We start from the raw sequence: 26,073 nt of genomic DNA, 5'->3' as shown, positions 1-26,073 counted from the left end.
TGAGTATCATGAAACCGATCTACCAGACCCTGGGCGCAAGCCTCTTCGCGCTCGCCATTGCCGTTTCGCCCGCGCTTGCCGATGCGCCTGTCACCGCGCGCACCGCCGCCACGGAGAAGGCATCGTTCGATGCCGACCGCGCCGACATTCTCGCGATGGCGGGAAACTACCGCGTGCGCTTCGAGATGCAGGAATCGACGCCGTGGACGACGGACTACACGCCGCTCGAACCCAAAAGGTCGGGCGGGCACGAGGTCGTGCGCGTGATCGAGGACACCGGCCGCCGCATCGTGCTGCAGCACCTGCTCGTGGTGGAGGACGAGAACGACAAGCCCTTCATCATCAAGCACTGGCGGCAGGACTGGGACTACGAGCCCGCGAAGGTGCTCGTGTACGCTGGCGACGGCAACTGGGTGTGGGAAGAGGTGCCCGAGCGGATGCGCGCGGGGCGCTGGTCGCAGACCGTATGGCAGGTGGACGACAGCCCGCGCTACGCCGGGTGGGGCCAGTGGGAAACGCAGGCGGGCATTCGCCGCTGGCGTTCCAACTGGACGTGGCGGCCGCTCGCGCGCCGCGACGCGGTGCGAAATCCGGTGTACGACCGCTACTTCTCGATCAACCGCCACCAGCCGACGCCGACCGGCTGGATCCACTGGCAGGACAACACCAAGATGGCCGAGGAAAACGGCAAGCTGCTCCCGATCGTGCAGGAATATGTGCTCAATACCTACACGAAGTTCGACGGCTACAACGTGAAGGCCGCCGACGATTACTGGGCGAAGACGAAAGCCTATTGGGCGGCCGTGCGCGGTATCTGGGACGAGGTCGCGGCGAAGCGCGGCGGCATTCACATCGCCGAGAAGGCTGACACCGGCACCGTCATCTCCGGGCGCCTGCTGGAGATCGCCGACGAGGTGAACGTCGGCAAGCTGAAGGATGCTGCGGCAATCACCGAGGCACGCAAGCTCATCACTGAGGCGACGGTGCAGCCGCCGCGGGCCGCTACCCCGCAATAACCAGTGCCGCGAGGCCGATCCCGCCTGCCGCGCAGCTGAACATCAGCGTCGCGGCGGCGGCCCAGCCCTTGCGCCAGCCGGCGAGTCCGATGCAGATCGCGGCCTTGAACGCCGTGTTGAGCAGGATCGGCACGCCGAGCACCGCACCCGCGGTGACGGGATCGAGGCTGCCCGCCGGCAGCGCGCCGAGCGTAACCGTGGCGGCGTCGACGTCGAACGTGCCGGTGAGCGCGATGATGACGCCGAGCCCGGCCTCGCCGTAGCGCGCCTCCGCCCAGCGCGCGAACAGCGCTGCGCCCGCGATGAGCGCGGCAAAGCCGAGCGCGGGGAGAATGTCGAACGGGTTCGCAGAGGTCATCGGCGCTGCACGCGAGGGCGCATGTTTGTTGTGCCGCATCACGAACGCCGTGGCGGCGAGCGCAGCAAGCCCGCCCGGCACCACGACCCACGCCAGCGTCGGCACGACGAACCCCGCGACCGCGGCGGCGAGGACGAGCGTGCGAGCCATCATCACCGCGCCTGCGAGCGCGATGCCCGCGATGGCAGGGGCGGGCGGATCATCACCTTCGGCAAGGCGGCGCGCGAGGGCGGCCGTGGCGGCCGTGGACGAAACGAGCGCGCCGGCCGCCGCCGTGGCGAGCGTGCCGCGCACCTCGCCGAAGCGCTTTGCAGCGACATAGCCGATAAACGAGAGCCCCGAGACGAGCACGACGACGAGCCAGATGTCGCGTGGGTTCCAGGCATCATAGGGGCCATAGGCGGCGTCAGGCAGCAGCGGCCAGACCACGATCGAGATGAGCGCGAAGCGCGCCACCGCCTTCACCTCGGCGGCGCTGAGACCGCGAATCCAGGCGTGCAGCTCCTCGCGCATCGAGAGCAGCAGCACCATGACCCCCGCCGAGACGGAGGCGACGAGCACCTGATCCGTCGTCGCGAGCAGCCCGAGCGCGAGCGTGATGAGCCCGGCGATCGTCGTGGTCGCGCTGACGCTCGCGTTGGCATCCCTCGCCATGTCGCGCACGTAGCCCGCGACCAGCGCGAGCGCGGCGGCGGCGATGAGCAGCACGGCCGGCAGCAGCGCACTGGACATCATTGTCCCGGAGAGCCCGCCGAGCAGCCCGAGGAGGCCGAAGGTGCGGAAACCCGCGACGCGGCCGCCTGCGGGCTCGCCGCGCGCGCTCCAGCCGCGTTCGACGCCGATGAGCAGGCCGAGCGCAAGCGCGATGCCGAGATCGGCGAGGGTGGCGAGCCCGGTCATGTGTGCCAGCCCTTCGCGCGGCCATAAGGGATGCGGTCCCACACGCGTTCGTGGAGCACGTAAAGAAGCAGTTTCGTCGCCACCTCGCCGCCGCCGATGGTAAGCGCGGTGAGCGGATGCCCGGTAAAGAGCAGCGCGAGGAGCGCAGTATCGAGGCTCGCAAGGATGCGCCAGCTCGCCGCCTTCGAACCGCTGCGGCGCAGGCCTTCGATGCGGCGCCCGTGCCGATCGGTCCACACCGCCCAGCGCATCCGCGACCACACGCGCTCGTGAAGGAAGAACAGCAGTGTTTTCGTGATCACCTCGGCAAGCGCGATGTAGCCCGCCGTGTGCAGATTTTCGGCCTGCGTCGCGGTTTCGCGCACGCCGAAATGCGGGGCGAGGAAAGTGAGCACCAGGAATGACAGGATCAGCGTATCGAGCGTGCCTACGAACCGCCACGAGATCGCCTTCGCAAGGCTGCGCGCGCGGCTCTCGTGCGCGTGGACGGTGTTCGCGCTGCTTTCCCTCACCGTCATCGCTTTCCCGTAACCGCCTGCCCCCACACGGCCAACTAGCATAGCGCCGCCACGCAGAAAGCACGAAAATCCTGACACAAGGTTTCCGCAAGGGGTGGATGCGCCGCTACGCGCTTGTTATGTCAGGGAAACGACGCGGCATTCGAGGGAGTGGGGCATGGCGGACTCGCGGATCGGTATCGTCAAGCGGATCATCTGGCCGGCGAGAGCATCGCTCTTCGCGCTTATCGGCGGTGCGGTCGGCCTGTTCGGCGACCTCGTGAACTTCTTCGCGGAATTTCTCTCCGCCGATGTGCTCGTGATCATCTTCGCGGTGGTGACGGCGGTTGCGGGGCTGCTCTGTTTCCAGCGCGCGTTCATAGTGAACGCGGCGGACGACACGGCGGTGGAAGAGGTGGTGCAGTGCACGCAGTGCGATGCCTTCCGCTTCGGCCTGTTCGCGACCGCGGCGTTCATTCTCCTCATGCTGGTGGGGCAGGGGCAGTCCGCGACCGAAGCCGTGGGGCGGCAGCTCGGGCTCATCAAGGAAGATACCGCCGTGATCCGCGATCAGGTGGGCGATCTCCACGAGATGGCGCAGCCCCAGATGATCATCGACGATCCCGAATCGGCGCAGGATCATTTCAGCAATGCCTGGGTCTACCAGAACGCGCAGCGCAACCCGGCGAAGGCCTTCGCCGAGATGCAGACGCTCTACGCGAATTATGCACCGAAAAAGCTGGATGCGGCGCAGCTCTACTTCGATAGCGGCAACGCGGTGACGGGACGCACGCAGCTTGTGGAGGGTATGCAGGCGCTGGCGCGCAAGACGGGTGATGCGACGCTGCTGGTGATCGCCGCGCGCGCCGCGCCGAGCGAGGCCGCCGGCGACGCGATGGTCGCCGAGGCGCAGAAAATCGATCCGGCGCTGCCTTTCGCCTGGTGGGACATCATGCGGCCGAAAACGGTGAAGGTGAGTGACATGACGCAGCGCGGCGCGGCGGCGCAGCGCGACCGGATGATCGCCGAACGCGAGATCATCGAGAAGTTCCGCACGCTTTATAACGCCCAGCCCGCGCAGCACTGGTATTTCCTGCCGCAATATTCAGGCGACATGGAAAGCATCGCGCGGCAGCAGTCCGACGGCCTCTCGAACAACATCGCCACCTACGACGATATTGCGAGCGGGCGGCTCGCGCAGCGCGTGCGCGAGGAATATCAGCAGAAGAACAGGTAGGGGTCAGCCACTCTCCCCCGACCCTCTCCCCGCCGGGGAGAGGGAGGGAGTCCGGGTTAGCGGCCCTGGCGGCGTTGACCGCCGCCGGGATTGCCGCGACCGCCGCTGTTGCCGCCGCCGTGCGCGGGCTTTGCGGAATATTTCGGCTTGGGCGCGCCGAAATGGCGGCGCTGGCCGTCACGATCGCCTTCGCGGCGTTCGCCGCCGCCGGAACGCTCGCCGCGATGGCCGCCGCCCGGGCCCCCGCGATGGCCGCCATCGCGGCGGCCGTCACGACGCTCGCCGTGCGAGAAGCCGCGCTGGTCGCCGCTGTTCTCGCCGGTGCGCGCGACCGGCTTTGCGATCGCCGCGGCGCGGGTCAGGAAGTTTTCGGGAAGCGGCATCGGCTCCAGCTTCTGGCGGATCAGGCGCTCGATATCGCGCAGGTACGTGCGCTCGTCACCGTCCGACACCAGCGCGATGGCAATGCCCTCGCGGCCCGCGCGCGCGGTGCGGCCGATGCGGTGCACATATTGCTCGGGCACGTTCGGCAGCTCGAAGTTGAAGACGTGGCTCACGCCCGGCACGTCGATACCGCGCGCGGCGATGTCGGTGGCGACGAGGATCTTGATTTCGCCCGAGCGGAACAGGCCGAGCGCACGCTCGCGCTGCGGCTGCGACTTGTTGCCGTGGATCGCTTCCGAAGCGATACCCGCGCCCTTCAGGTGGCGGACGACGCGGTCGGCGCCGTGCTTGGTGCGCGTGAAGACGAGGCCGCGATCCATGTCCGCGCCGAGATCCTGCAGCAGGAGCGTCAGCAGAGCCTGCTTTTCCGAGGCGTTCACGTGGATGACACGCTGCGCGACGCGCTCGGCGGTCGTCGCCTGCGGCTTCACTTCCACCTTCTGCGGTTCGGTGAGGAACTGTGCGGCAAGATCGGCGATCGCGGGCGGCATGGTCGCCGAGAAGAACAGCGACTGGCGCTTCTTCGGCAGGATGCGGACGATGCGGCGCAGCGCATGGATGAAGCCGAGATCGAGCATCTGGTCGGCTTCGTCGAGCACGAACACCTCGACCTGCGAAAGATCGAGCGCGCTCTGGTCGACAAGATCGATCAGGCGGCCGGGGGTGGCGACGAGGATGTCCACGCCGCGCTGCAGCGCGCGAATCTGACGGCCGATCGGCACGCCGCCGAACGCCGTGGTGATGGTGAGGCGCAGGTACTTGCCGTAGGTGCGGAAGGATTCGGCGATCTGGCTGGCAAGCTCGCGCGTCGGCGCCAGCACCAGCATACGCGACGTGCGCGCCTTCAGCGGCTTGTAGGTCTGCGACAGGTAATCGAGCGAGGGCAGCGCGAACGCGGCGGTCTTGCCCGTGCCCGTCTGCGCGATGCCGAGCAGGTCATGACCCTTCATCAGGATCGGGATCGCCTGCCGCTGGATCGGCGTCGGGACGGTGTAGTTGGCTTCGGTGAGCGCCTTTTCGATACGCTCGCCCAAGCCGAACTGGAGAAAATCGGTCATTTCAATCTTTCAAAAAACATGTCCGTGCCGCGCAGCCGAAACGGCGCGCGGACGCGAAGCGGTGTCGTGACGACCCGCGTGACGAGGGGAAGCCGGTGGGCCGAACCGTCTGAAGACGCGCGCTCAATCCCCGAAGGAAGCGATCACGCCGGGCGCGTCAGGGCCTTATCGGCCGACGTTCGGTCACGGCGGCATGTGGGGGAGAAATGTGGCGGCGTCAAGGCGCAGCGCCTAAAACGCAAAACGGGCGCCCGTTTCCGGACGCCCGTTTGCGTGACGAAGACCGTCTGATCAGCCGCGGCGGCGGCGACGCGCCATGCCGACACCCATCAGGCCAAGCCCGAAGAGGCCGAGCATCGCGGGCTCGGGAACCTCGCCCGGGGGCTCTTCAGTCGGGTTGTAGCGCTTCACGATCGAGTAGTGTGACACGTCATGCGACTTGCTCGCGCCCGGCAGGTCGAACGGCGGATCGGTGAACGGTGTGGACCAGCCGCCCGACGAGAACTCTTCGTTGAAGGTGAACGCGGTCAGGTGCGTGCCGTTGCCGTTCTTGAACACGATCAGGTAATCGTAAGCGGCGAAATCGACGCCGTTGATCGTCCAAGTGCCCGAACCGCCAGCGCCGTCGGCGAGGTTGATCTGCGTCTGGCCGTTATCCGTCCAGTCGCTGAAACCATAGAAGGCCGAAGCGTTGATGTTGGTCAGGTTGGCGACCGTGCTGGTGCCGGTGGCGTTGTCGTACTGGCAGGCCGAAACGGCGCTGTTGCTGCCGTTGAACACCTTGGACGTGCCGTCCGCGATGTGAGCGGCCGGGCAGGTGATCAGCGCGGCGTTGGCCGGAGCGCTGAACGCTGCGACGGCGCCAACGGCGGCGGCGGAAAGAAGATACTTTTTCATAACTCGTCTCCTCGTCGGGGGCATTTGACATATGCCTTCCCGGTACACAGGCGAAATGAAGCAAGTGACGTGCCAACTGCCGGAGTCCCGCAGGAATCCTATATTTGCGAGTGATTTTCAATAACTTTCGTAAGAGTCTCCGACACTTTCCGCGCCCGCTCAATCGGTCGGAAAGCCCCGGTTCCTCAGCAGCGCCTCGACCTGCGGATCGCGACCGCGGAACGCACGGTATGCCTCGGCGCGGTCGATGGCGTCGCCGGTTGCAAGGATGATGTCCTTGAACTTTTTCGCCGTCGCGGCATCCCACGGATCGCCCGCTTCCTCGAACGCCGCCCACGCGTCTGCCGCCATCACGTCCGACCAGAGGTACGAATAGTAACCCGCCGAATACGCGTCCGACGAGAACAAGTGGCCGAACTGCGGCAGGCGGTGCCGCATGACGATTTCCCTCGGCATCCCGATCTCGCCGAGGATGGTCTTTTCGGCCTGCGCAGGTTCGATCACGCCCGACGGGTCCATGTGGATCTTCATGTCGACGATGGCCGAGCCGAGGAACTCGACCGTCTCGAAGCCTTGGTTGAAGGTCTCTGCGGCCTTCAACTTGTCGATCAGCGCCTGCGGCATCTTCGCGCCGGTCTTGTAGTGGCGCGCGTAGGTATCGAGGATTTCGGGCGTCAGCACCCAGTTCTCGTGCACCTGGCTCGGGAACTCCACGAAATCGCGCGGCGTGCCGCCGAGCGAGGGATAGGTGGTGTCGTTGGCGAGCGCGTGGAGCGCGTGGCCGAACTCGTGGAACAATGTGCGCGCGTCATCGAGGCTGATGAGCACGGGCTCACCCGGCGCGCCCTTCGTGAAATTGTTGTTGTTCGAAACGATCGCGTCGCGCTGGCGCCCGCCGAGCTTGTCCTGCCCGCGATAGGTGCTCTGCCACGCGCCCGAACGCTTGTACTGGCGGGCGAAATCGTCGCGGTAGAGATAGCCGACGTGCGTGCCGTCCGCCGTGTTCGTAACGTGATAGACGCGCACGTCCGGGTGGAACATGGGCAGCGTGCCGGTGATCTCCTTGAAGCTGTAGCCGTAGAGCTTGCCCGCCATGTGGTAGGAGGCGGCGATCATGTTCTCGAGCTCGAAATAGTTCTTGAACTCGTTCTGATCGAGGTCGTAGCGCGCCTTCCGCACCTTCTCCATGTAGTAGCGATAATCCCACGGTTCGATCGTGATCTTCGCGCCCTCGCTGTTCGCGAGTTTCTGCATGTCAGCCACTTCCTCGGCGACGCGCGCGCGGGCCGCGGGCCAGACGCGCATGAGGAGATCGAGGCCCTTCTGCGGGTCTTTCGCCATCGTGTCCGACATGCGCCAGTGCGCGTGACTCGGATAGCCGAGCAGCTTCGCGCGGTCGGCGCGCAGCTTCACGATCTTGCGGATATCTTCGTGCGTGTTGTTCGCGTTCGCGTTGTCGCCGCGCATGATGAAGGCGCGCCACACTTTTTCACGAAGCGCGCGATTGCTGGAGAAGGTGAGGAACGGATCGACCGCCGAGCGCGTGTTGACGACGGCATAGCCCGGCAACTTGCGCTCCGTGGCGGCCGTCTTGTAGCCGGCGACGAGCGCGGGCGGCAGGCCCCCGAGATCGCCCTCGCCGAGCGTGACCCATGTGTCTTCGTCAGCCTGCACCTTGTTGCTGAAATCGTTGAAGAGTGTGGCGAGCTGCTGGTTGAGCTTGCCGAGTTCGGCCTGCTTTTCGGGCGGCTGGCTTGCCCCGCTGCGCACGAAATTCTCGTAGCTCTTTTCAACGAGGCGCTTCTGTTCGGCGTTGAGGCCGCTCGTTTCGCGCGCGTCGTAAACGGCCTTCACGCGCTCGAAGAGCCTGCGGTTGAAGTTCACCTTGTCTTCCACCTCCGAAAAGCGGGGCAGAAGCTCTGCCGAGATGGCCTGATGCGCGGGATCGTTCTTGCTCCAGCTCATCACGAAAAACAGCGTGGCGAGGCGGTTCAGCGCTTCGCCACTCTTTTCGAGGGCTTCGAGCGTGTTCGCGAAGGTGGGCTTGGCAGGATTGTTCGCAATGGCGTCCACCTCGGCGAGCAACAGCGCCGAGGCTTTGTCGAACGCCGGTTTGAACAGGGGCGTCTGCACCTTATCCCACGGCGGTACACCGCCATTCGGGCCCGTCCATTCGGCGAGCAGCGCATTGACTGCCGCATCGGAAATAGCAGCAGGTGGCGGCGTTTCGGCAGACGCGGGAAGGGCGAGGGTCATGGCAAGCGCGGCGGCGCCGGTGAGAAGGCAGGAACGAAGCATGGGGGTCTCCAGTCGGGGATCGCCGCCGCACCCGTGCGCGTCACCCGGATTTGACCTGTGACAATGCGCTCGCTTGGCCAGACGGCAGACATGCCGCCATAATTGACGCCTGAGGCCGCCAAGCGCAAGCGCTGGCGGCGGTGACAAACAGTGCTTATGAGACAGGTCGATGCATCGGTTCGCAAATCCTGCCCGGTTTCTGACGATTGCCCGCCCGCTGACGGTGGTGGCGCTCGCGCTCGGCCTTGTGCTGACAGCGGCGGGGCTGTGGTGGGGCGTGTTCCGCGCGCCGCCCGACTATCTGCAGGGCGAAAGCGTGCGCATCATGTACCTGCATGTACCGACCGCGTGGATCTCGATGGGGAGCTACCTCGGGCTCGGCATCGCGGGGATCACCATCCTCGTGTGGAAGCATCCGCTCGCCGAGGTGGCGCTGGAGGCGCTGGCGCCGGTCGGCGCGGTCTATGCGGGCGTTTGCCTGCTCACAGGATCGATCTGGGGCCGCCCGACGTGGGGCACATGGTGGGTTTGGGACGGCAGGCTCACTTCGATGCTGGTGCTGTTTTTCCTCTTCCTGGGCGTTGTCGCGCTTGCAGGCGCGTTCGACGAGCGCAGCCGGGGGGCGCGGGCGGCGGCGGTGCTCGCCATCGTCGGCCTCATCAACCTGCCGATCATCAAGTTTTCGGTGGAATGGTGGAACACGTTGCACCAATCCGCCTCGATCACGCTCCGGGGCTCCAGCATCCATCCTGACATGCTCTATCCGCTGCTGACGAGCGCCGCCGGACTCGGCCTGCTGATGGCAGCGGCGGTGCTGATGCGGATGCGCGCGATCATCGCCGAGCAGCGCATCGCCGCGCGGCGGGCGCGGCTTGCGGGAGATGCGGCATGAACGCGTTGCCCTTCGTGATCGCGGCCTATGCCGTGGGCGCCGTCGGCATCGGCGGCGTGGTGCTGTGGAGCTGGCTTTCGATGCGCCGCGCCGAAAAGGCGGCGGACGCGCTGCGGGGAGAACGGCGATGAAGCCCAAGCACCAGCGGCTCGCGCTCGCAGGCGCAGCTGTGGCGGCGCTCGGCATCGCGGCGGCACTTGCGCTGCCTGCATTGCAGGATCAGGCGGCGTATTTCTATGCGCCCGCCGACGTGGTGGCGAAGGGTGTGGCGCCGGGGCAGGCGATCCGGCTCGGCGGGCTGGTCGAGAAGGGCTCGCTGACGCGCAGCGCCGACGGGCTCACTATCCATTTCCGCGTCACCGACCGGCTCGAATCGGTGCCGGTGGACTACACCGGCATCGTGCCCGACCTGTTCCGCGAAGGGCAGGGCATGATCGCTGACGGCCGCTTCGACGCGAACGGGACGTTCAAGGCCGAAACGCTGCTCGCCAAGCACGACGAAAAATACATGCCGCCGGAGGTCGCGAAGGCCGTTGAGAAGGCCGAGGCGGCTGCGAAGGCGCGACCCGAGAAACCGACGCCTTAGAGTTTTCTTCACCTTACACCGGCATCGTTTTCGCGATGACCGTCCAGATCATTTCGAACCCGGTTTCGGGCGGTTTTTCGCCGCAGCGCATCCTTGCGCTCGAAACGGCGTTTCGGAAGCGCAGCCATACGCTCGCCTACGGGCGCAGCGCGCCGGGCACGGCGATCGCGCTTGCCGACGATCTCAGCCTTGTGTGCGTCGTGGGCGGCGATGGCACGCTCCGGCACGTGGTTTCGGCGCTACGGCAGGCAAAGGCTGATGTGCCGGTATGTGCCTATCCTGCCGGGACCGTAAATCTCCTGGCGCGGGAAGCGGAATACCCGATCGATCCCGACGCGTTCGTCGAGCGCGTGTCGTGTGCGGATCGCAGACGCAGGGGCTTTGCTGGGCGCATCGGTGAGCAGCTTTTTCTTGTCTGCGCGAGTGCGGGGCCGGACAGCTATGCGGTGGCCGGCGTGTCGTCGCGCCTCAAGCGCTGGATCGGCCGCGCCGCCTATGGCGCGGCATTCCTTAGCGTGCTGTGGCATTGGCCGCGCCCGCGGATCCTGCTCGATGTCGATGGGCGGCGGATCGCCTGCGAGGCGTTCTACGTCGCCAAAGGCCGGTTTTTCGCGGGGCCGTGGAGCTTCGCACGCACCGCCTCGATCAACGACGAGACGCTGCATCTCGTCGCTCTGACCCGTGCGCGGCGGCGAGACTACGCACGGTTCATGTGGGCGTTGCTGCGCGGCAAGCAGGTGGACCGCCTGCCGGGTGTCGTGGCACAGCCGTTCGGCACGCTGAGCGCATCGAGCGATGCGGGCGTCCCGGTACAGGCGGACGGTGACACCGTCACCGCCCTCCCCACCACGATAAGCATTCACGACGGCATCATTCACTACGCGTAAGCGCTTCCCGCCGCTGCAGGCGTGACGAAAGCGCGCAAGCGGGCTGCATTGCGCGCGCGCCGGTGCTAAGGCGCTGACAATGAAAATTCCGGGGTGGCGCCAACAGTGATTCCCGAGATCGGCCATGCAGCCTTGTGGCTGGCCGCAGGGCTTGCGCTCGCGCAGGCGCTGGCAGGCTTTCGCGCCGATGGTGGGCGCATTGCCGTGCCGGCCGCGCTCTTGCAGGGTGTGCTCTGCGCTGTCGCCTTTGCGGCGCTGACGTGGGCGTTCGTGAAATCCGATTTTTCGGTCGCGCTCGTTGCGGGCAACAGCCACACCGCCAAACCCGAACTCTACAAGTGGACGGGCGTGTGGGCGAACCACGAAGGCTCGATGCTGCTGTGGGTCGCGGTGCTCGCCGTGTTCGGCGCGCTCGCTGCGATCCGCGCGAAGGGCCTCGGTGAGCGGTTCCGTACGGTGATGCTCTCCGCGCAGGGCTTCATCGCACTCGGCTTCTATGCCTATCTGCTGATCGCCTCGAACCCGTTCGCGCGCATCGTGCCCGCACCGATCGAGGGTTCGGGCATGAACCCGCTGCTGCAGGACCCCGGCCTCGCGTTCCATCCGCCGCTTCTTTACATCGGTTATGTCGGGCTTTCGGTCACCTTCTCGTTCGCGGTGGCGGCACTGTTGCTGAACCGCGTGACGCCGGAATGGGCGCGTGCGGTGAAGCCATGGGTGCTCGGCGCGTGGAGTTTCCTGACTGCGGGTATCACGCTCGGCAGCTTCTGGGCGTATTACGAGCTCGGCTGGGGTGGCTGGTGGTTCTGGGACCCGGTGGAGAACGCCTCGCTGATGCCATGGCTAGCGGCGACGGCGCTGTTCCATTCGGTGGGCGTGCTCGCGGCGCGCGGCGCACTGAAGAACTGGACGCTGCTGCTCGCGGTCGTCGCCTTCTCGCTCAGCATGGTCGGCACGTTCATCGTGCGCTCCGGCCTCCTCACATCGGTCCACGCCTTCGCGGTCGATCCGGAGCGCGGCATCTTCCTGCTTGTCCTGCTGGCAATCTACGTGGGCGGCGCGCTGACGCTCTATGCGCTGCGCGCTGGCACGGTGACGGCGGGCGCGCCGTTCCGGCCGGTGAGCCGCGAAGGCGGCCTCGTCGTCAACAACCTTATCCTCTCGGCGGTGCTCGGAGTCGTATTCCTCGGCACGCTCTATCCGCTGCTGCTTGAAGCCGCGACGGGCGAGCAGGTCTCCGTCGGTCCGCCCTATTTTCAGACGGCGCTGCTGCCACTCTTGCTGCCGCTCGTCGCGGTGATGGCGGCGGGGCCACTGATGCGCTGGCGGGCGATGGATTGGGCGGGACTCGGGCGGCGGCTCGTGCCCGCGCTGGTGCTCGGTATCGTAGCGATCGGGATTGCGCTGGCGCTCGGAATGCGGAGCCCGCTCGCGCTCGCTGGCGTCGCGCTATCGGCGTGGCTTGCGGCGGCGAGCGTCATGATCTTCCGCGGACGGAAACTGAAGCGCGTCCGCCGCATTCCGGCGACCGTATGGGGCACGGCGCTCGCGCACCTCGGCATCGCCGTCACCACGCTTGGTATCGCGGTGAGCGGCGCGGGGACGATCGAGACGCTGGCGAATCTCGCGCCCGGCGGACGGCTGAGTGCCGGCCCGTATACGGCGCAGGTCGATGACATCACACCCGCGGCGGGGCCGAACTATACGGCGATCCGCGCCGTCATCAGCGTGATCGGGCCGGGCGCAACCACGGTACTGGCCCCGGAACGCCGCACGTTCGTGAACCCCGGCAACGAAACGACGGAAACTGACATCTGGCCACGTCTCACCGGCAACCTCTATGCCGTGCTCGGACCCGGCGACGGCAGCGGGCGCTGGCAGGTGCGGCTGGTGTGGCAGCCGATGATTGCGCTCATCTGGATCGGCGGCATGATGGCGGCACTCGGCGGGCTCGTCTCGATCAGACAGGGCCGCAGGCGGCGGGAGGGCACGGAATGACCGCAAGACGCATCGCGCTGATCGTGCCGCTCGTCATGTTTCTCGGCTTCGTCGCGCTTGCCGTCTACCGCATGGGCGAGCCCCAGCAGCGCGTGATCGTTTCCAAAATGGTCGGCAAACCTGTCCCCGCGATGGACCTTGTCGGCATGGACGAACTGCACCCCGGCCTCAACGACGGTGATCTTCGGCAAGGCACGGTGACGCTGGTGAACCTGTTCGCGAGTTGGTGCGCGCCGTGCCGCGTCGAGGCGCCGCAATTGAAGGAACTCGCCGACAAGGGCGTGGTGATCCACGGCATCGCGGTGCGCGACACGCCCGAGAACATCACGGCGTTCCTGAAGGACCACGGTGATCCGTTCCGCCGCATTGGCATGGATCCGAACAGCAAGGCGGTGCTGAATCTCGGCGCGTCGGGCCTCCCCGAGACGTTCCTGATCGACGGCAAGGGCGTCATCCGCAAGCAGTATATCGGCCAGATCCGGCCCGAGCAGGTTGCGGAGATCCTGAGGGATATCGAAGAGGCGAAGAGCTCATGAAGGCGCTATTGCCGCTCGCCTTTCTCGCGCTCACGGCTGCTGCCGAGGGGCCGGCGTTGCCGCCCGCGCAGGAAGCGGCGGCGCGTACGCTGATGCACGAGCTGCGCTGCCTCGTCTGCCAGCACCAGTCGATCGCCGACAGCGATGCCGACATGGCGGCGGACATGCGCACGGTCGTGCGCGAGCGGATCGCGGCGGGCGAGAATCCCGAACAGGTGAAATCCTACCTCGTCAGCCGCTACGGCGACTACGTGACCTTCGATCCGCCGAAGACGGGCGCGAACCTCGTGCTGTGGGCGGCGCCGTTGCTGTTCCTTGCGATCGGCGCCGTCGCCGTGTGGCGGCTTTACCGGAGGAAGAGTGCATGAGCGGCTGGATCGCCATCGCGGTGCTGACGCTGCTGACCGGCGCGGCGCTGTGGCGGATGAAGATGCCGCTGCTGCCGGTGGGCTTCGCGCTCGCCGTGGGGCTGGCAGGCTATCTGCTGACGAGCAATCCGGCGCTGCCGAGCAAGCCCGCGCCGCCGCGTGCGATCGATGCGAACGCCGCGCCACAACTCGAAGCCGCACGCCAGCGGCTCCTGCAGAACACGGGCGATGTCGGCGCGTGGCTGTTGTTCGCCGACATCCTCAGCCACCAGGGCAAGACCGAGCAGGCCATTGAAGGTCTCAGCATGGCCGCGAAGGCGATGCCCGACGTACCGGATCTGTGGGTCGGGCTCGGCAACGCGCTGACGCGCCATGCCGACGGCTTCATCACGCCGGCAGCGCGGCTGGCGTTTGGACGCGCCTCGGCGATCGCGCCCGATCATCCCGGCCCGCCCTACTTCCTCGGGCTCGCATGGCTGCAGGCGGGCGAACCCGATGAGGCGCTCAAGGTGTGGGAAGACCTTTATGCACGCAGCCCGAAAGATGCACCTTACCGGCCCGAACTCGAACGGCTCATGCGCGGCGCGCGCGCAATGATGGCGGCGGGCATCGATGGCGGCCGCTTTCCGGGCGCGGACGACAACGCGCCCGCGCTCGAACAGCGTTAAGCCAAAAGGGTCTGCGGGCGGGTGCCCGTCAGCGCGGCAATCGCCTCAGCGGATGCCGGCTATGACCTCCTTCAGCCTCAGCTTTTCTTTTTTCCATTGTGCGATGAGAAGTTCGTCGGGCAGCGGTCGGTGGACTTCCTGATTGATCTGGCTTTCAAGATTGGCGTGTTTTTCCGAAAGCGCAGCCAGGTATGTGTCGACCATAGTCCGATCTCCTTTGCTCTGAAGTGCATCAGGATGAGCGAGTGGAACACATTTCGAAACGCTTGTCAGCGGGGAAGAGGTGAAGCGCGCATTTACCACAATCTGTGGTGAGAGAGGGCTGTTCATCCCCAGAATCTGGCCGATATGCCACCGGCGCATCAAAACGACTCGCAGCCGCGGCGCGCGCGCTTATGGTAGCGCCATGACCAGACGACTCGCGAACCGGCGGACGGAGTGCAGGCAACGTGGATGAAAGCGACGTGAAGGAGCGCCTCGAGTCGCTGCTCGAGGAACACCGCGATCTTGATGCCGCCATCGATGCCATCCGCGCCCTGCCGGGCAGCGACCAGCTCCAGCTTGCCCGCATGAAGAAGCGCAAGCTGCGGCTGAAGGATGAAATCGAGAGTCTGCGCGATCAGCTGCTGCCCGATATCATCGCCTAGGATTGGTCGCGTTTCAGGTGTAAACTGTGCTGCATCGTTTCCCTGACAGGGAGGTGGTGCCATGACGAAGAGATTGTGGTTCGCGGCCGTTCTGGCCGTGGTTCCCGCCGCCGGGGCCGCTGACGCGGCCGTGACCATCCTTGGCGACGGCTATGCCCGCAAATGCTACGAGGCGGCCGAGTTCAACCGGGCCGGGCGCACGGCGTTTGCGGATTGCAACCTTGCGCTGAAACAGGATGCGCTCTCCAGCTCCGAGCGGGCGGCGACGCATGTGAACCGCGGCATCCTGTTCATGCAGGGCCGCGATTATGCCAATGCAATTGCCGACTACGACACGGCGCTCGGCATCGATGACGACCTTGCCGAAGCCTACATCAACAAGGGGATCGCGGTGCTGCACCGCGGTGGCAGCGAGACGCTTGCCGTCGATCTGCTGTCGCGTGGTATCGCGCTGACGCCGAACCGGCCCGAGATCGCGCTGTATGCGCGCGGTGTCGCGCACGAGAAGCTCGGCCGGGTGCGCGAAGCCTACGATGATTATCGGCAGGCGGCGGCGCTGAAACCCGATTGGGCAGAACCGGCGCACGAGCTGACCCGGTTCAAGGTGATTGAGCAATAAAGCAAGCGGCCCGCCCGGCATGAAGCCGGACGAGCCGCCCGCAGGGTCACAGGGTGGTTCAGAACGTGAACTTGATCGTGCCGCCCCAGGTTTGCGGGTCGCCAAGCTGCGCTGAGATCAGACCGGTATTGCCGGGCGTGACCGCCAGCGATTCGAAGTAGTTCTGATCGAAGGCGTTGCGCACCCAGCCGAAGATGTCGAAGCTCTCGGTGCGGAAACCGGCACGGAAGTTGTGCAGCGAGTAGCCGCTGATGTCCGTGTAGATTGATCGCGAGGCGTTCGATGAGAACTTCGAGCGATAGTTCGCATCATAACCGAGGTACGCTTCGCCTTCACGGCCAAGGATCGTTGCCGGAACATTGTATTCCGCACCCCATGAGAACGCCCATTTGGAAACGCCGGGCAGCCATTGGCCGGACACGTTGCAATTCGCAGGGCTGTTGGCGCCCGGCGTTGCAGCGGGGCCTGCCGGCGTGCCCGTGCCGCCGCCTGCCAGCTCGGGCGGGCAGGGCGCGTCGACGAACTTCACGAACTCGTGATCCGTGAACGCGCCGCTGAGATAGGCGTTGAAGCGTTCCGACGGACGGACCGAGAAATCCGCCTCGATACCGCGCACGCGTACCTTGTCGGCATTCGCCAGATAGCCGCGCAGCACGTTGCTACCGCTGACGTTGCTGATCACGCTGGCCTGGAAGTCGTTGATCTCGGTCCAGTAGGCGCTGACGTTGAAGGTTGCCGCGCGATCCCAGAACTGCGTCTTCAGACCGATTTCGAAGTGATCGACCTTCTCGGGCTTTATCTGGGCAACGTCGAGCGCCGGTGTGCCATCGGACCGGCTGGGAACGCCGTTCAGATTGATGCCGCCCGTTTTGAACGAGCGCGCATAGGTGGCGTAGGCGAGGATATCGTCCGTGACCTCGTAGGCGATGTTGAGATCGTAGGAGAGATTCCAGTCGCTGAAGTTCGGCTCGAAAAACTGTGATGCCTGCGTGCCGCGCTGCGCCGCCGTCCACGGATCGGTGTAATACGGATGTGTCGGATCATTGGTGATGAGCTGGCGCGTGCCATCGGAGGCGGTACCGATCACGACGGAATCGTAGAGGCCTTCCTTCTTGTCGTAGTTGATACGGATGCCCGGCGAGATCGTGAGCGCATCGGTCACATGCCAGTTCACCTTGCCGAACGCGGCAAGGCTGAGATTGTCGAGGCGAATATCGTTCTCCGCGACGATGCCGTTCAGCACCGCGGGGTTGCGCGACAGTGCGTTCGTGGGATTGAGCAGCCATGCGCTTGCCGCCGGACCCGTCTCCTGAATGCCGCTGGTACGGATTTCCTGATAGAAGGCGAACGCGCCGACGACGAAATCCAGTTTTTCCGCTTCGTGGGCGTAGCGCAGCTCCTGCGTATACTGGTTCTGAACAGTCGGGTTGTTGACCTTCGTGTAGACGGGTAGTCCCGTGAAATCGCGGTCGTTCTTGGGCCCCCAGTGCCAATAGCGCCACGCGGTGACCGACGTGAGCGTGCCCGCGCCGAGATCCCACTCCGCGCGGAGCGACGCGCCGCCAAGCTCGTTGCGCGCTGCGATATCCGCATCAAGATCGGTCAGGCGATCGAACGGGTTTGTGCTCGGCACCTGATAGCCGGGGAACAGCGCGGTGAGTGCCGCATATTGGCGATTGAGCGCACGCTGCGTTGTGCCGACCCGGGCGTAGATCTGGCCGCAGCAGATCGGATTCTGAAGATTGAAATCGCCCGCGAAGGTGATGCTGAGAGTGTCGCTCGGTTCCCACAGCAGCGCGCCGCGGATGCCGATATTGTCCTGCGAGTTGATCCACGTGTCGGTAGCGACGTTGTAGATCGTGCCGCGGCGATCGGTGCTCGACAGGCTGAGACGCGCCGCGAGGTTTTCCGTGAGCGGGCCGGAGATCGATGCCTTGGCCTGCTTGAAATTGTAATTGCCGAGCGAGACTTCCGCCTTGCCTTCGAATTCGAAGCTCGGCGCGCGCGTCGTGATGTTGATCGCACCGGCGGTGGTGTTCTTGCCGTAGAGCGTGCCCTGCGGACCGCGCAGCACTTCGATCTGCTCCACGTCGACGAAATCGAGCGTCGCCGAGGCGATGCGGTTGTAATAGACTTGATCGATGTAGACGCCGACGCCCTGCTCGAAGCCGTCGTTGGTGAGGCCGAACGGTGCGCCGATGCCGCGGATATTGATGAACGTGTTGCGCGGATTGGTGGAGAAGAATTGCAGCGTCGGCTGCAACTGCGTCAGCTTGCTGATGTTGTAGGTGCCCTGCGCATCGAGCGCCTCGCCGCCGACGACGGCGACCGCGACCGGAATGTCCTGAAGATTTTCCGCGCGGCGGCGCGCGGTGACGACGATGGCGTCACTGGTGTCGACCGCCTCGTAGGCGTCGGCCGCCTCTTCGGCAAAGGCCGGTGCGGCATGGATGAGCCACGGCGTAACCGCCGCTGCGGTGAACAGAAGACGCGCGATCATTTTAACGAACTCCCTGTTTGATGGATCGCGGCGCCTCCGGTGGTCCGGTCGGTGCCAGATTGGTTTTTTTGTGAATAGGTTCAGGCCGGGAAGCGGCGCTTCTCGGTAATGTCGAGCTGGACGATCCGCGCATCGTGGACGGTGAGCGTGATCGTGCCGTAGCGAAGACGCCCGAGCGCCTCGCGGATGGTCTGCAGAGCCTCCTCCGTCGACGTGACGGGCTGCGGCGTGGCTTCGGTCATGTGGATGTCCCCCGGATGATGTCGATGTGTCAGAGCGCGGCGCAGTGTTGGCGCGACTCGACATGCGGGCGTTCGCGGTCCTGCGCCGCGAAAATGAGGCGATCGAGCAGGCGTGCGCCGAACGGCCAGTCGCCGATGCCGGAATCTGCGTTGATGTGGCCGCAGTCGCCCGCGTCGACGAGAAAGCTGCCCCAGCTGCGGGCAAGGAAACTCGCCCACGAAAACTCGGCATAGGGATCGCTGCGGCTGGCGACGACGATGGACGGGAAAGGCAGGAACACGTTTGGCAGGCCGCGGAAGGTATCGAAGCGGCAGCCCTCCTCGCGCTCGCAATCAGGGGGCGCGACAAGGAGCGCGCCGGCGATGGGCCAGCCGTAGCTCTGGCCGTGCTGGGCGACCCACCATGCAGCCGTGATGCAGCCGAGACTGTGGGCGACGAGGATGACGGGGGCGGGGGAGGCGCTGATCGCCGCGTCGAGTCGGGCGACCCATCCGGCGCGTTTCGGCCGGTCCCAGTTACCGAGTTCGGCGCGCGCGGCATCGGGGCGGGCCTGTTCCCACAGCGTCTGCCAGTGCCGTGGGCCTGAATTGCCATAGCCCGGCACGAACAGCACGCGGGGTGTCGCGATGTCGCTCATCGTATATCTCCACTCAATGAGTAGAGAATATATACAAGTTAAAGAGTAGACAATGCAAAAAAGAAAACGTTTCGCCTCTTATAGAAAACGGTTCAACGCCGACGTGGGTGGGCCTGGCGTTGCGTAGCTGCCAAGGAAGGGCTTGCGCCCGGCTCTGCGCAAGTTAGAGATTTTGGAACGAAAATCTTGGATATCCTAACGCAATGAAACTCGATTCCAAAGACCGGGCAATCCTTGAAATCCTGCAGCGGGATGCCACGCTTTCGATCCAGGAGATCGGAGAGCGGGTCGCGCTGTCGGCGAATCCGTGCTGGCGCCGGATTCGTCAGATGGAGGAGGCCGGGATCATCGAGCGCCGCGTTGCGGTGGTGAACGCGCCTGCGCTGGGGCTGGCGATGACGGTGTTCGTCTCGATCCGCATCTCGGCGCACGACAAGGCCTGGCTCGAGCGGTTTGCCGCGGCGATCCGCGCGATCCCCGAGATCGTGGAGTGCCACCGGATGAGCGGCGATGTCGACTATCTGCTGAAGATGCTGGTGCGCGATATCCAGCACTACGACCGCGTCTATCAGCGGCTGATCAGCGAGGTGCCGGGGCTGTCGGATGTCAGCTCCACCTTCTCCATGGAGCAGATGAAGGCGACGCCCGTTCCAGTGAGCGCAGTGCCTGTCTAGGCTGCTGCTCTAGGCCGCGGCCTCCGTCTCGCCGGCGCGCGCGAGCCGGGTCGGCAGGTAGGCGCGCAGGTACGAGATCATCGCGAGCTTCGCTTCGGCCAGCGCTTCGTCGGTGACGTGATCGCGATCGGCGACGGAGAGCGAGAAGAACACGTCGGAAATCAGCAGCGCCTTGAAGAACAGCTCGCGTGAATCAGCGAGGCCGGGGAGGACGAACTGGCGGCGCACGGCCGTCCACAGTGCGGTGCCGAATCGAAAGTCCTCCTTGCAGCCGGCGTTCTTGATTTCGGGCGGCGTGTGAGGCCCGAGCATCAGTTGGCGCGCGGCGCGGTTGCTGTTGAAGGCTTTCTGGTGATGCAAGAGCGACAGTTCGATGAGCGTTTCCCACTCATCGACCTCGGGAAGCATCAGGTCTTCCGCGGCCTGTACCACGGCAATCGTGCGCACGAGCTCTTTCCAGAGATCGCCGATCTCGGGGAAGAAATGGTAGGCCGATGAGGCGGGGATGCCCGCGACTTCCGCGACCGCGATCATGCCGATCTGATCGATGTTCTGCGTGTCGAGCATGGCGCGCGCCGCTTCGAGGAGTTCTGCGCGCCGGGCTCGGCCGCGCGCCTGTGTCGCCTTTCGCGCGGGCGGCCTGCTTTTCACATTGGTGATCATTTGCCCCGTTTCCATCGTTTTCGGGCTGTTGACAACCCCCCTGTTTTCATCAATAGTCGAAGAAATTCGATTTAAGCACAAATGAGGGATGGGGATGGGTGCAAAGCGGGCAGGGCGCGCATAACCTCGCATTTTTTCTGAATAATTATACGGGATGCGCGCGGCGGGAGGCGGTTTCAATCTGCACCGCATTAGACAAATGAAAAATTAACTCGAAGATATACGGGTTAATGTTCGAGTTCTTGAACGGGTCCGCTGCAAGGAGCCGATCGTGGACGCGCGCATCCCGTATCCAAATGGGCCGGGAACGTTTGATGCCTCAAAGCTATAATTTCGTGATTGAAGGCCGGTCTGTTGAGGCTGGCCGCCATTTTGATGTGATCAACCCTGCGGATGGGACGGTGTTTGCGCGGTGTCCCGCGGCGACGGCGGCCGATCTGGATGCGGCGGTCGCGGCGGCGCGGCGCGCGTTCCCGGGCTGGGCGGCAACGCCGGACGCGGAACGCAGGGCGGCGGTGAACGCGATGGCGGACATCATCGAAGCGAATGCGGCGGAGCTTGCCGAGCTGGTGACGCTTGAACAGGGCAAGCCGCTCGGCGGCATGGGCTCGCAGTGGGAAATCGGCGGCTCGGCGGCATGGACGCGCTACACCGCGAGCCTCGACCTGCCCGTGGAGACGATCCAGGACGATGCCGCCGGCAAGGTGACGCTGCACCGGAAGCCGATCGGCGTCGTCGGCTCGATCACGCCGTGGAACTTCCCGGTGATGATCGCGATCTGGCACATCATGCCGGCGATCCGCGCGGGCAACACCGTGGTGCTGAAGCCTTCACCCTATACGCCGATCGCAACGCTGCGGCTCGCTGAGCTGCTGCAGGCGGCGCTGCCGCCGGGCGTGCTCAATGCGGTTGCGGGCGAGGACGAGGTCGGCCGCGCGATGTCCGTGCATCCCGGGATCGACAAGATCGTATTCACCGGATCGACGCGCACGGGCAAGCGGGTGATGGCGAGCGCAGCGGATACGCTGAAGCGGCTGACGCTGGAGCTTGGCGGCAATGACGCGGCGATCGTGCTGCCCGATGCCGATCTCGATGCCGTCACCGAGAAACTGTTCTGGGGCGCATTCATCAACAATGGCCAGACCTGCGCGGCGATCAAGCGGCTCTACGTGCACGATTCGATCTACGATGACGTGTGCAGGCGGCTTGTCGCTTATGCGGCGAACGTGAAGGTTGGCGACGGGCGCAATGCGGACAGCCTTCTCGGCACGGTGCAGAACCGGATGCAGTTCGATCGCGTGCGCACGCTGGTGGATGCAGCGATCGCGGACGGTGCGCAGGCGCTGTGCGGCGGCGCGCCGATGGAAGGCGAAGGTCTGTTCTACCCGGTGACGATCCTTGCCGGGGCGAAAGAGGGCATGGCCATCGTCGACGAGGAGCAGTTCGGCCCGGCGCTGCCGGTGATCCGCTACAGCGATATCGAAGATGCGCTGGCGCGCGCGAACGACAACCCGAGCGGCCTCGGCGGTTCGGTGTGGTCGGGCGACATCGACAAGGCGGCGGCGCTTGCAGGTCGTCTCGAATGCGGCAGCGCGTGGGTGAACAATCACAGCGCCATCCGCCCCGACGCACCCTTCGGCGGCGTCAAGCAATCGGGCATCGGTGTCGAGTTCGGAACCCTCGGCCTTGCCGAGTTCACGACCGTGCAGGTTATCCATCAGTGAGCGGAATCGGCCTCGACGCGATTGAGACGGCGTCGCGAGATGAGTTGGGCGCATTGCAGTTGGAGCGTCTCAAGCGGAGCTTGAGCCACGCTTACAATGGCAACCCTGCGTATCGTGCGAAGTTCGACGCGGCGGGTGTGCACCCTGACGACCTCGTGTCGCTGAGTGATCTCGCGAAGTTCCCGTTCACGACGAAGGCGGATTTGCGTGATGCGTATCCGTTCGGCTTCTTCGCGGTGCCGCAGGAGAAGCTGGCGCGCATCCACGCCTCGTCGGGAACGACGGGGAAGGCCACGGTGGTGGGTTACACGAAGGCCGACATTGCGACATGGTCGGGGCTGGTGGCGCGCTCGATCCATGCGGCAGGCGGTCGCCCGGGGATGAAGGTGCACGTCGCCTACGGCTACGGCCTCTTCACCGGCGGCCTCGGCGCGCACTACGGCGCGGAGGCTTTGGGCTGCACGGTGATCCCGATGTCGGGCGGGCAGACCGAGAAGCAGGTGCAGCTGATCACCGACTTCAGCCCTGAGATCATCATGGTGACGCCGAGCTACATGCTGGCGATCCTCGACGAGTTCCGGCGGCAGGGCATCGACCCGGCGACGAGCTCGCTGAAGACGGGCATCTTCGGCGCCGAGCCGTGGACCGAGGCGATGCGCGCCGAGATCGAGAGCGCCTTCGCGATCGACGCGGTCGACATCTACGGCCTTTCCGAGGTGATGGGGCCTGGCGTGGCGCAGGAGTGCGTGGAGACCAAAGACGGCCTCACCATCTGGGAGGATCATTTCTATCCCGAGGTGATCGACCCTGAGACGGGCGCAGTGCTCCCTGACGGCGAGGAGGGCGAGCTCGTGTTCACCTCGCTCACCAAGGAGGCGATGCCGATCGTGCGCTACCGCACGCGCGACCTGACCCGGCTTCTCCCGGGCACGGCGCGCAGTATGCGGCGCATGGCGAAGATCACGGGCCGCAGCGACGACATGATGATCATCCGGGGCGTGAACGTGTTCCCGAGCCAGATCGAGGAGCACATCCTGTCGGTGCCTGCGCTTGCGCCGCACTTCCTGATCGAGCTCACCCGTCCGGACCGGATGGACATGGTGCGGCTTTCGGTCGAGGCGCGCGAGGACACCGACGCGGCAACCCACGCCGAGCACGCCTACACGCTCGCCCACCGCATCAAGACCATGGTGGGGATCAGTGTGAAGATCGACATCCAACCCGCAGGCGCACTCCCACGGTCGCAGGGGAAAGCAAGCAGAGTCATCGACAAGAGAACACTGAGTTCCTGAGCAAAGCGTAATTCGTCATCCAGCAAAACACTCAGAAGGGGGTAATGATGAAAAGAGAAACAATCCGCACTCTGGCAAAATCATCCGTCGCGATCGCGGCGCTGATGCTGCCTGCCGCTGCGTTCGCGCAGAGCGGCGAACAGGCCGCGACCGACAACACAGAAGTCGTCGGCGGCTTCGAGGACATCGTCGTCACCGCGACGCGCCAGTCGCAGGCGATCAGCAAGGTGCCGCTCAGCGTCAGCGCCTTCACGCAGGAAACGCTCGACAGCCGCGGCGTACGTGAATTCGCCGACGTGATCCGGCAGACACCGGGCGTCGTTTTCGAAGCGACCAACACGACGACGAACATCTCGATCCGCGGCATCAATTCGACCGCGGGTGCGGCGACGACCGGCGTCTATATCGACGACACGCCGATCCAGATCCGCTCGCTCGGTTACAGCGGCGGCAACGCCTATCCGGTGATCTTCGATCTGGAACGCGTCGAAGTTCTGCGCGGCCCGCAGGGCACGCTGTTCGGCGCCGGTTCGCAGGGCGGCACGATCCGCTTCATCTCGCCGCAGCCGAGCCTGACCCGCTCGTCCGGATACGTGCGTGCGGAAGCCGCGCTCACCGAAAACGGCGGCCCCAGCTATGAAGCCGGCGTTGCTTATGGCGTGCCGCTCGTGGAAGACAAGCTCGGCGTACGCGTGAGCGGCTATTACCGCCGCGACGGCGGCTTCATCGATCGCGTGCGCTTCGAAGACAAGGGCGTGGTCGACGACGACGCGAACTACCAGAATTCCTATGTCGGCCGCGTCGCTTTCACCTGGTCGCCGGTGCCGGAACTCCGCATCACGCCGTCGATCGCGTATCAGAAGATCTACACCAACGACAGCCCGGAGACGTGGGACAACGTCCGCGCCGATTTCACCGTGCCGGACGCGCAGTTTTCCGATTATGACAACGGCGTGTTCCTGAACGGCAATCGTGTGCAGGAATCGGGCCGCGATCGTTTCTATCTGCCGACATTGAACGTGCAGTATTCGTTCGGCGGCGTCGATCTCACCGCGATCGGTTCGTATTTCGATCGCAAGCAGACGTTCCGTTCGGACTACACGACGTTCGACCAGAGCCTGTTCACGGGCATTACGCTCCCGATCTTCCCGGACCAGGAAGGCTTCAGCGATTTCGTGAACACGCAGAAGATCACCACGGGTGAAATTCGTCTGCAGTCCGCGAACACGGATTCGCCTTTCACGTGGGTGGTCGGCGGCTTCTACCAGAAGGCCAAGCAGACCTCGATCCAGCAGGTGGAAGACCGTTTCCTCTTCGAATACGCGCCGTTCCTGATCCCGTTCTTCCCGCCGCTTGTCGACGGGCGCCTCATCTACGATCAGGCGACGAGTTCGAAGGACACGCAGGTCGCGGCATTCGGTCAGGTGAACTTCAAGCCGATGGATCAGCTGACGCTGACCGTGGGCCTGCGCTACGGCCAGACCAAGTTCAACATCAACTCGTTCGCACAGGGGCCTGTTGTGGGGCCGCCGGTGACCGACATCGGCACGCAGAAGGAAAAGCCGTTCACACCCAAGTTCGGCATCGAATTCCAGGTCGATCCGGCGAACCTGATCTACGCGTCCGCATCGAAGGGCTTCCGGCCCGGCGGTTACAACCCGCAGGTCGGTACGCCGTGCCAGGCGAGCGATCTCGATCCGCTCGGCTATCCGGACGGTCGCCCCGAAACGTACAAATCGGACTCGGTGTGGAGCTATGAGGCAGGCGTGAAGAGCCGTACGCTCGGCGGGCGTCTCAGCGTGCAGGGCAGCGTCTACCAGATCGACTGGAAGAACATCCAGCAGGTCGTCGGCCTCGGCGGCTGCGGCTTCCAGTTCACGGCGAACCTTGGTTCGGCACGCAGCCGCGGCTTCGATCTGCAGCTCGACTACCGCGTGACGGACGACTTCACGCTGCAGGCGGAAGTGGGCTACACCAACGCCAAGTTCCTCGACACGTTCTTCGGCGGCCCGCTCGCCACCGTGCCGCTGGTGACGGAAGGCAACCATGTGACCACACCGCCGTGGACGGTTTCGGTGCACGCGCAGCACGAGTTCTCGCTGCGTGAAGAAGACGATGCGTATGTGCGCGCCGACTTCGATTACCGGGCGCACCAGACGAGCCTGACGCCGGGCCTCGATCCACGCAACGGCGGCGTTGATCCGACGCTCAGCAATGCTCCGGCGATCCGGGCGCTGTCGCTGCGCGCGGGCTACCGTCTGAACGGTATCGACCTGTCGATGTTCGCGAATAACGTGCTCGATCAGGCCGTGTGGTCCAGCCGCCGGGCGCGCGACAACAACAACGCGACGATCTATCGTTCGAACATCGTGCGTCCGCGTACGTTCGGCGTGACCGCGGCGTACCGGTTCTAGTAAATCGAAGGGCCGCAGTT

The 26,073-nt window shown here is 65.1% G+C and carries 26 protein-coding genes; 16 read left to right on the top strand and 10 right to left on the bottom strand.

Annotation, left to right across the window (positions count from 1 at the left end; translation table 11 throughout):
* Positions 1-8: 8 nt before the first annotated feature.
* The gene (locus tag ACE3TJ_RS07760; protein ID WP_374595504.1) at positions 9-1,016 is read left to right on the top strand and encodes a DUF6607 family protein; all 1,008 of its coding nucleotides are present in this window, start codon (positions 9-11) and stop codon (positions 1,014-1,016) included.
* Here ACE3TJ_RS07760 and ACE3TJ_RS07755 read toward each other — a convergent pair.
* Both ACE3TJ_RS07755 and ACE3TJ_RS07750 read right to left on the bottom strand, forming a co-directional pair.
* Positions 1,003-2,274: an MgtC/SapB family protein gene (locus ACE3TJ_RS07755; protein WP_374595502.1), complete on the bottom strand. Its 1,272-nt coding sequence runs from the start codon at positions 2,272-2,274 to the stop codon at positions 1,003-1,005. The genes ACE3TJ_RS07760 and ACE3TJ_RS07755 overlap by 14 nt on opposite strands.
* Positions 2,271-2,792 carry a DUF2061 domain-containing protein gene (locus ACE3TJ_RS07750; protein ID WP_374595500.1) on the bottom strand — a complete coding sequence of 174 codons (522 nt, stop codon included), beginning with the start codon at positions 2,790-2,792 and terminating at the stop codon, positions 2,271-2,273. The genes ACE3TJ_RS07755 and ACE3TJ_RS07750 overlap by 4 nt, the downstream gene beginning before the upstream one ends.
* A gap of 157 nt (positions 2,793-2,949) precedes the next feature.
* Between ACE3TJ_RS07750 and ACE3TJ_RS07745 the strand changes: the two genes are divergently transcribed.
* Positions 2,950-4,008 (top strand): hypothetical protein, encoded by a 1,059-nt coding sequence (locus tag ACE3TJ_RS07745; protein ID WP_374595498.1) that lies wholly within the window; start codon positions 2,950-2,952, stop codon positions 4,006-4,008.
* Positions 4,009-4,064: 56 nt separating this feature from the next.
* Here ACE3TJ_RS07745 and ACE3TJ_RS07740 read toward each other — a convergent pair whose 3' ends face one another.
* From ACE3TJ_RS07740 to ACE3TJ_RS07730, 3 genes are all read right to left on the bottom strand, one after another.
* Positions 4,065-5,510, bottom strand: coding sequence for a DEAD/DEAH box helicase (locus ACE3TJ_RS07740; RefSeq protein ID WP_374595496.1), 1,446 nt, complete (start codon positions 5,508-5,510; stop codon positions 4,065-4,067).
* 291 nt (positions 5,511-5,801) lie between these two features.
* Positions 5,802-6,407, bottom strand: a complete 606-nt coding sequence (locus ACE3TJ_RS07735) for a PEP-CTERM sorting domain-containing protein (protein ID WP_374595494.1) — start codon at positions 6,405-6,407, stop codon at positions 5,802-5,804.
* Positions 6,408-6,566: 159 nt separating this feature from the next.
* Positions 6,567-8,705 (bottom strand): M3 family metallopeptidase, encoded by a 2,139-nt coding sequence (locus tag ACE3TJ_RS07730; RefSeq protein WP_374595492.1) that lies wholly within the window; start codon positions 8,703-8,705, stop codon positions 6,567-6,569.
* A 169-nt stretch (positions 8,706-8,874) separates the two neighbouring features.
* Here ACE3TJ_RS07730 and ACE3TJ_RS07725 point away from each other — a divergent pair, with 169 nt between their 5' ends.
* The 8 genes from ACE3TJ_RS07725 (at position 8,875) to ACE3TJ_RS07690 (ending at position 14,640) form a co-directional block, all read left to right on the top strand.
* A complete protein-coding gene (locus ACE3TJ_RS07725) occupies positions 8,875-9,597 on the top strand; it encodes a heme ABC transporter permease (RefSeq protein WP_374595490.1) in 723 nt (240 codons plus the stop codon).
* Positions 9,594-9,728 carry a heme exporter protein CcmD gene (ccmD, locus tag ACE3TJ_RS07720; RefSeq protein ID WP_374595488.1) on the top strand — a complete coding sequence of 45 codons (135 nt, stop codon included), beginning with the start codon at positions 9,594-9,596 and terminating at the stop codon, positions 9,726-9,728. The genes ACE3TJ_RS07725 and ccmD overlap by 4 nt, the downstream gene beginning before the upstream one ends.
* Positions 9,725-10,183 carry a cytochrome c maturation protein CcmE gene (gene ccmE / locus ACE3TJ_RS07715; protein ID WP_374595486.1) on the top strand — a complete coding sequence of 153 codons (459 nt, stop codon included), beginning with the start codon at positions 9,725-9,727 and terminating at the stop codon, positions 10,181-10,183. The genes ccmD and ccmE overlap by 4 nt, the downstream gene beginning before the upstream one ends.
* 35 nt (positions 10,184-10,218) lie before the next feature.
* On the top strand, positions 10,219-11,070 hold the full coding sequence (locus ACE3TJ_RS07710; RefSeq protein ID WP_374595484.1) for a diacylglycerol kinase family protein: 852 nt from the start codon (positions 10,219-10,221) through the stop codon (positions 11,068-11,070).
* A 105-nt stretch (positions 11,071-11,175) separates the two neighbouring features.
* Positions 11,176-13,068, top strand: a complete 1,893-nt coding sequence (locus ACE3TJ_RS07705) for a heme lyase CcmF/NrfE family subunit (protein WP_374599349.1) — start codon at positions 11,176-11,178, stop codon at positions 13,066-13,068.
* Positions 13,065-13,604 carry a DsbE family thiol:disulfide interchange protein gene (locus ACE3TJ_RS07700; protein WP_374595482.1) on the top strand — a complete coding sequence of 180 codons (540 nt, stop codon included), beginning with the start codon at positions 13,065-13,067 and terminating at the stop codon, positions 13,602-13,604. The genes ACE3TJ_RS07705 and ACE3TJ_RS07700 overlap by 4 nt, the downstream gene beginning before the upstream one ends.
* Complete coding sequence (locus ACE3TJ_RS07695) at positions 13,601-13,972, top strand: cytochrome c-type biogenesis protein CcmH (protein WP_374595480.1); 372 nt, start codon at positions 13,601-13,603, stop codon at positions 13,970-13,972. Before ACE3TJ_RS07700 ends, ACE3TJ_RS07695 begins: the two co-directional genes overlap by 4 nt.
* The gene (locus ACE3TJ_RS07690; protein WP_374595478.1) at positions 13,969-14,640 is read left to right on the top strand and encodes a tetratricopeptide repeat protein; all 672 of its coding nucleotides are present in this window, start codon (positions 13,969-13,971) and stop codon (positions 14,638-14,640) included. Before ACE3TJ_RS07695 ends, ACE3TJ_RS07690 begins: the two co-directional genes overlap by 4 nt.
* Positions 14,641-14,685: 45 nt before the next feature.
* Here ACE3TJ_RS07690 and ACE3TJ_RS07685 read toward each other — a convergent pair whose 3' ends face one another.
* Complete coding sequence (locus ACE3TJ_RS07685) at positions 14,686-14,844, bottom strand: YdcH family protein (RefSeq protein WP_374595476.1); 159 nt, start codon at positions 14,842-14,844, stop codon at positions 14,686-14,688.
* Positions 14,845-15,089: 245 nt separating this feature from the next.
* Between ACE3TJ_RS07685 and ACE3TJ_RS07680 the strand changes: the two genes are divergently transcribed.
* Together ACE3TJ_RS07680 and ACE3TJ_RS07675 are read left to right on the top strand one after the other, a co-directional pair.
* A complete protein-coding gene (locus tag ACE3TJ_RS07680) occupies positions 15,090-15,287 on the top strand; it encodes a YdcH family protein (RefSeq protein WP_374595474.1) in 198 nt (65 codons plus the stop codon).
* A gap of 61 nt (positions 15,288-15,348) precedes the next feature.
* Positions 15,349-15,906 carry a tetratricopeptide repeat protein gene (locus ACE3TJ_RS07675; protein ID WP_374595472.1) on the top strand — a complete coding sequence of 186 codons (558 nt, stop codon included), beginning with the start codon at positions 15,349-15,351 and terminating at the stop codon, positions 15,904-15,906.
* A gap of 58 nt (positions 15,907-15,964) precedes the next feature.
* On the opposite strand, the gene ACE3TJ_RS07670 is transcribed toward ACE3TJ_RS07675, so the two are convergent.
* From ACE3TJ_RS07670 to ACE3TJ_RS07660, 3 genes are all read right to left on the bottom strand, one after another.
* Positions 15,965-18,406, bottom strand: a complete 2,442-nt coding sequence (locus ACE3TJ_RS07670; protein WP_374595470.1) for a TonB-dependent receptor — start codon at positions 18,404-18,406, stop codon at positions 15,965-15,967.
* An 80-nt stretch (positions 18,407-18,486) separates the two neighbouring features.
* Entirely contained in the window at positions 18,487-18,648 is a 162-nt protein-coding gene (locus ACE3TJ_RS07665) for a YezD family protein (protein WP_374595468.1), read from the bottom strand.
* A 29-nt stretch (positions 18,649-18,677) separates the two neighbouring features.
* The gene (locus ACE3TJ_RS07660; protein WP_374595466.1) at positions 18,678-19,286 is read right to left on the bottom strand and encodes an RBBP9/YdeN family alpha/beta hydrolase; all 609 of its coding nucleotides are present in this window, start codon (positions 19,284-19,286) and stop codon (positions 18,678-18,680) included.
* Positions 19,287-19,489: 203 nt separating this feature from the next.
* Here ACE3TJ_RS07660 and ACE3TJ_RS07655 point away from each other — a divergent pair, with 203 nt between their 5' ends.
* A complete protein-coding gene (locus tag ACE3TJ_RS07655; RefSeq protein ID WP_374595465.1) occupies positions 19,490-19,960 on the top strand; it encodes an Lrp/AsnC family transcriptional regulator in 471 nt (156 codons plus the stop codon).
* A 9-nt stretch (positions 19,961-19,969) separates the two neighbouring features.
* On the opposite strand, the gene ACE3TJ_RS07650 is transcribed toward ACE3TJ_RS07655, so the two are convergent.
* Entirely contained in the window at positions 19,970-20,623 is a 654-nt protein-coding gene (locus ACE3TJ_RS07650) for a TetR/AcrR family transcriptional regulator (protein WP_374595463.1), read from the bottom strand.
* A gap of 296 nt (positions 20,624-20,919) precedes the next feature.
* Between ACE3TJ_RS07650 and ACE3TJ_RS07645 the strand changes: the two genes are divergently transcribed.
* Genes ACE3TJ_RS07645 through ACE3TJ_RS07635 form a run of 3 tightly spaced genes read left to right on the top strand, consistent with a single transcriptional unit; the run spans position 20,920 to position 26,053 of the window.
* Positions 20,920-22,347 carry an aldehyde dehydrogenase family protein gene (locus ACE3TJ_RS07645; RefSeq protein ID WP_374595461.1) on the top strand — a complete coding sequence of 476 codons (1,428 nt, stop codon included), beginning with the start codon at positions 20,920-20,922 and terminating at the stop codon, positions 22,345-22,347.
* Positions 22,344-23,639 carry a phenylacetate--CoA ligase PaaK gene (gene paaK, locus ACE3TJ_RS07640; protein WP_374595458.1) on the top strand — a complete coding sequence of 432 codons (1,296 nt, stop codon included), beginning with the start codon at positions 22,344-22,346 and terminating at the stop codon, positions 23,637-23,639. Before ACE3TJ_RS07645 ends, paaK begins: the two co-directional genes overlap by 4 nt.
* A gap of 47 nt (positions 23,640-23,686) precedes the next feature.
* Positions 23,687-26,053 carry a TonB-dependent receptor gene (locus ACE3TJ_RS07635; RefSeq protein ID WP_374595456.1) on the top strand — a complete coding sequence of 789 codons (2,367 nt, stop codon included), beginning with the start codon at positions 23,687-23,689 and terminating at the stop codon, positions 26,051-26,053.
* Positions 26,054-26,073 lie beyond the last annotated feature (20 nt).

Origin of the sequence: Sphingosinicella sp., assembly GCF_041916975.1 — a bacterium.
Taxonomy (GTDB): Bacteria; Pseudomonadota; Alphaproteobacteria; order Sphingomonadales; family Sphingomonadaceae; genus Sphingosinicella.
This window is presented reverse-complemented; position numbering and strand designations above follow the sequence as displayed.

Excerpts from the sequence above, each read along its gene's own strand:
- ACE3TJ_RS07760 (WP_374595504.1), top strand. The coding sequence starts at position 9 with ATGAAACCGATCTACCAGACCCTGGGCGCAAGCCTCTTCGCGCTCGCC.
- ACE3TJ_RS07755 (WP_374595502.1), bottom strand. The coding sequence starts at position 2,274 with ATGACCGGGCTCGCCACCCTCGCCGATCTCGGCATCGCGCTTGCGCTC.
- ACE3TJ_RS07750 (WP_374595500.1), bottom strand. The coding sequence starts at position 2,792 with ATGACGGTGAGGGAAAGCAGCGCGAACACCGTCCACGCGCACGAGAGC.
- ACE3TJ_RS07745 (WP_374595498.1), top strand. The coding sequence starts at position 2,950 with ATGGCGGACTCGCGGATCGGTATCGTCAAGCGGATCATCTGGCCGGCG.
- ACE3TJ_RS07740 (WP_374595496.1), bottom strand. The coding sequence starts at position 5,510 with ATGACCGATTTTCTCCAGTTCGGCTTGGGCGAGCGTATCGAAAAGGCG.
- ACE3TJ_RS07735 (WP_374595494.1), bottom strand. The coding sequence starts at position 6,407 with ATGAAAAAGTATCTTCTTTCCGCCGCCGCCGTTGGCGCCGTCGCAGCG.
- ACE3TJ_RS07730 (WP_374595492.1), bottom strand. The coding sequence starts at position 8,705 with ATGCTTCGTTCCTGCCTTCTCACCGGCGCCGCCGCGCTTGCCATGACC.
- ACE3TJ_RS07725 (WP_374595490.1), top strand. The coding sequence starts at position 8,875 with ATGCATCGGTTCGCAAATCCTGCCCGGTTTCTGACGATTGCCCGCCCG.
- ccmD (WP_374595488.1), top strand. The coding sequence starts at position 9,594 with ATGAACGCGTTGCCCTTCGTGATCGCGGCCTATGCCGTGGGCGCCGTC.
- ccmE (WP_374595486.1), top strand. The coding sequence starts at position 9,725 with ATGAAGCCCAAGCACCAGCGGCTCGCGCTCGCAGGCGCAGCTGTGGCG.
- ACE3TJ_RS07710 (WP_374595484.1), top strand. The coding sequence starts at position 10,219 with ATGACCGTCCAGATCATTTCGAACCCGGTTTCGGGCGGTTTTTCGCCG.
- ACE3TJ_RS07700 (WP_374595482.1), top strand. The coding sequence starts at position 13,065 with ATGACCGCAAGACGCATCGCGCTGATCGTGCCGCTCGTCATGTTTCTC.
- ACE3TJ_RS07695 (WP_374595480.1), top strand. The coding sequence starts at position 13,601 with ATGAAGGCGCTATTGCCGCTCGCCTTTCTCGCGCTCACGGCTGCTGCC.
- ACE3TJ_RS07690 (WP_374595478.1), top strand. The coding sequence starts at position 13,969 with ATGAGCGGCTGGATCGCCATCGCGGTGCTGACGCTGCTGACCGGCGCG.
- ACE3TJ_RS07685 (WP_374595476.1), bottom strand. The coding sequence starts at position 14,844 with ATGGTCGACACATACCTGGCTGCGCTTTCGGAAAAACACGCCAATCTT.
- ACE3TJ_RS07675 (WP_374595472.1), top strand. The coding sequence starts at position 15,349 with ATGACGAAGAGATTGTGGTTCGCGGCCGTTCTGGCCGTGGTTCCCGCC.
- ACE3TJ_RS07670 (WP_374595470.1), bottom strand. The coding sequence starts at position 18,406 with ATGATCGCGCGTCTTCTGTTCACCGCAGCGGCGGTTACGCCGTGGCTC.
- ACE3TJ_RS07665 (WP_374595468.1), bottom strand. The coding sequence starts at position 18,648 with ATGACCGAAGCCACGCCGCAGCCCGTCACGTCGACGGAGGAGGCTCTG.
- ACE3TJ_RS07660 (WP_374595466.1), bottom strand. The coding sequence starts at position 19,286 with ATGAGCGACATCGCGACACCCCGCGTGCTGTTCGTGCCGGGCTATGGC.
- ACE3TJ_RS07655 (WP_374595465.1), top strand. The coding sequence starts at position 19,490 with ATGAAACTCGATTCCAAAGACCGGGCAATCCTTGAAATCCTGCAGCGG.
- ACE3TJ_RS07650 (WP_374595463.1), bottom strand. The coding sequence starts at position 20,623 with ATGATCACCAATGTGAAAAGCAGGCCGCCCGCGCGAAAGGCGACACAG.
- ACE3TJ_RS07645 (WP_374595461.1), top strand. The coding sequence starts at position 20,920 with ATGGGCCGGGAACGTTTGATGCCTCAAAGCTATAATTTCGTGATTGAA.
- ACE3TJ_RS07635 (WP_374595456.1), top strand. The coding sequence starts at position 23,687 with ATGAAAAGAGAAACAATCCGCACTCTGGCAAAATCATCCGTCGCGATC.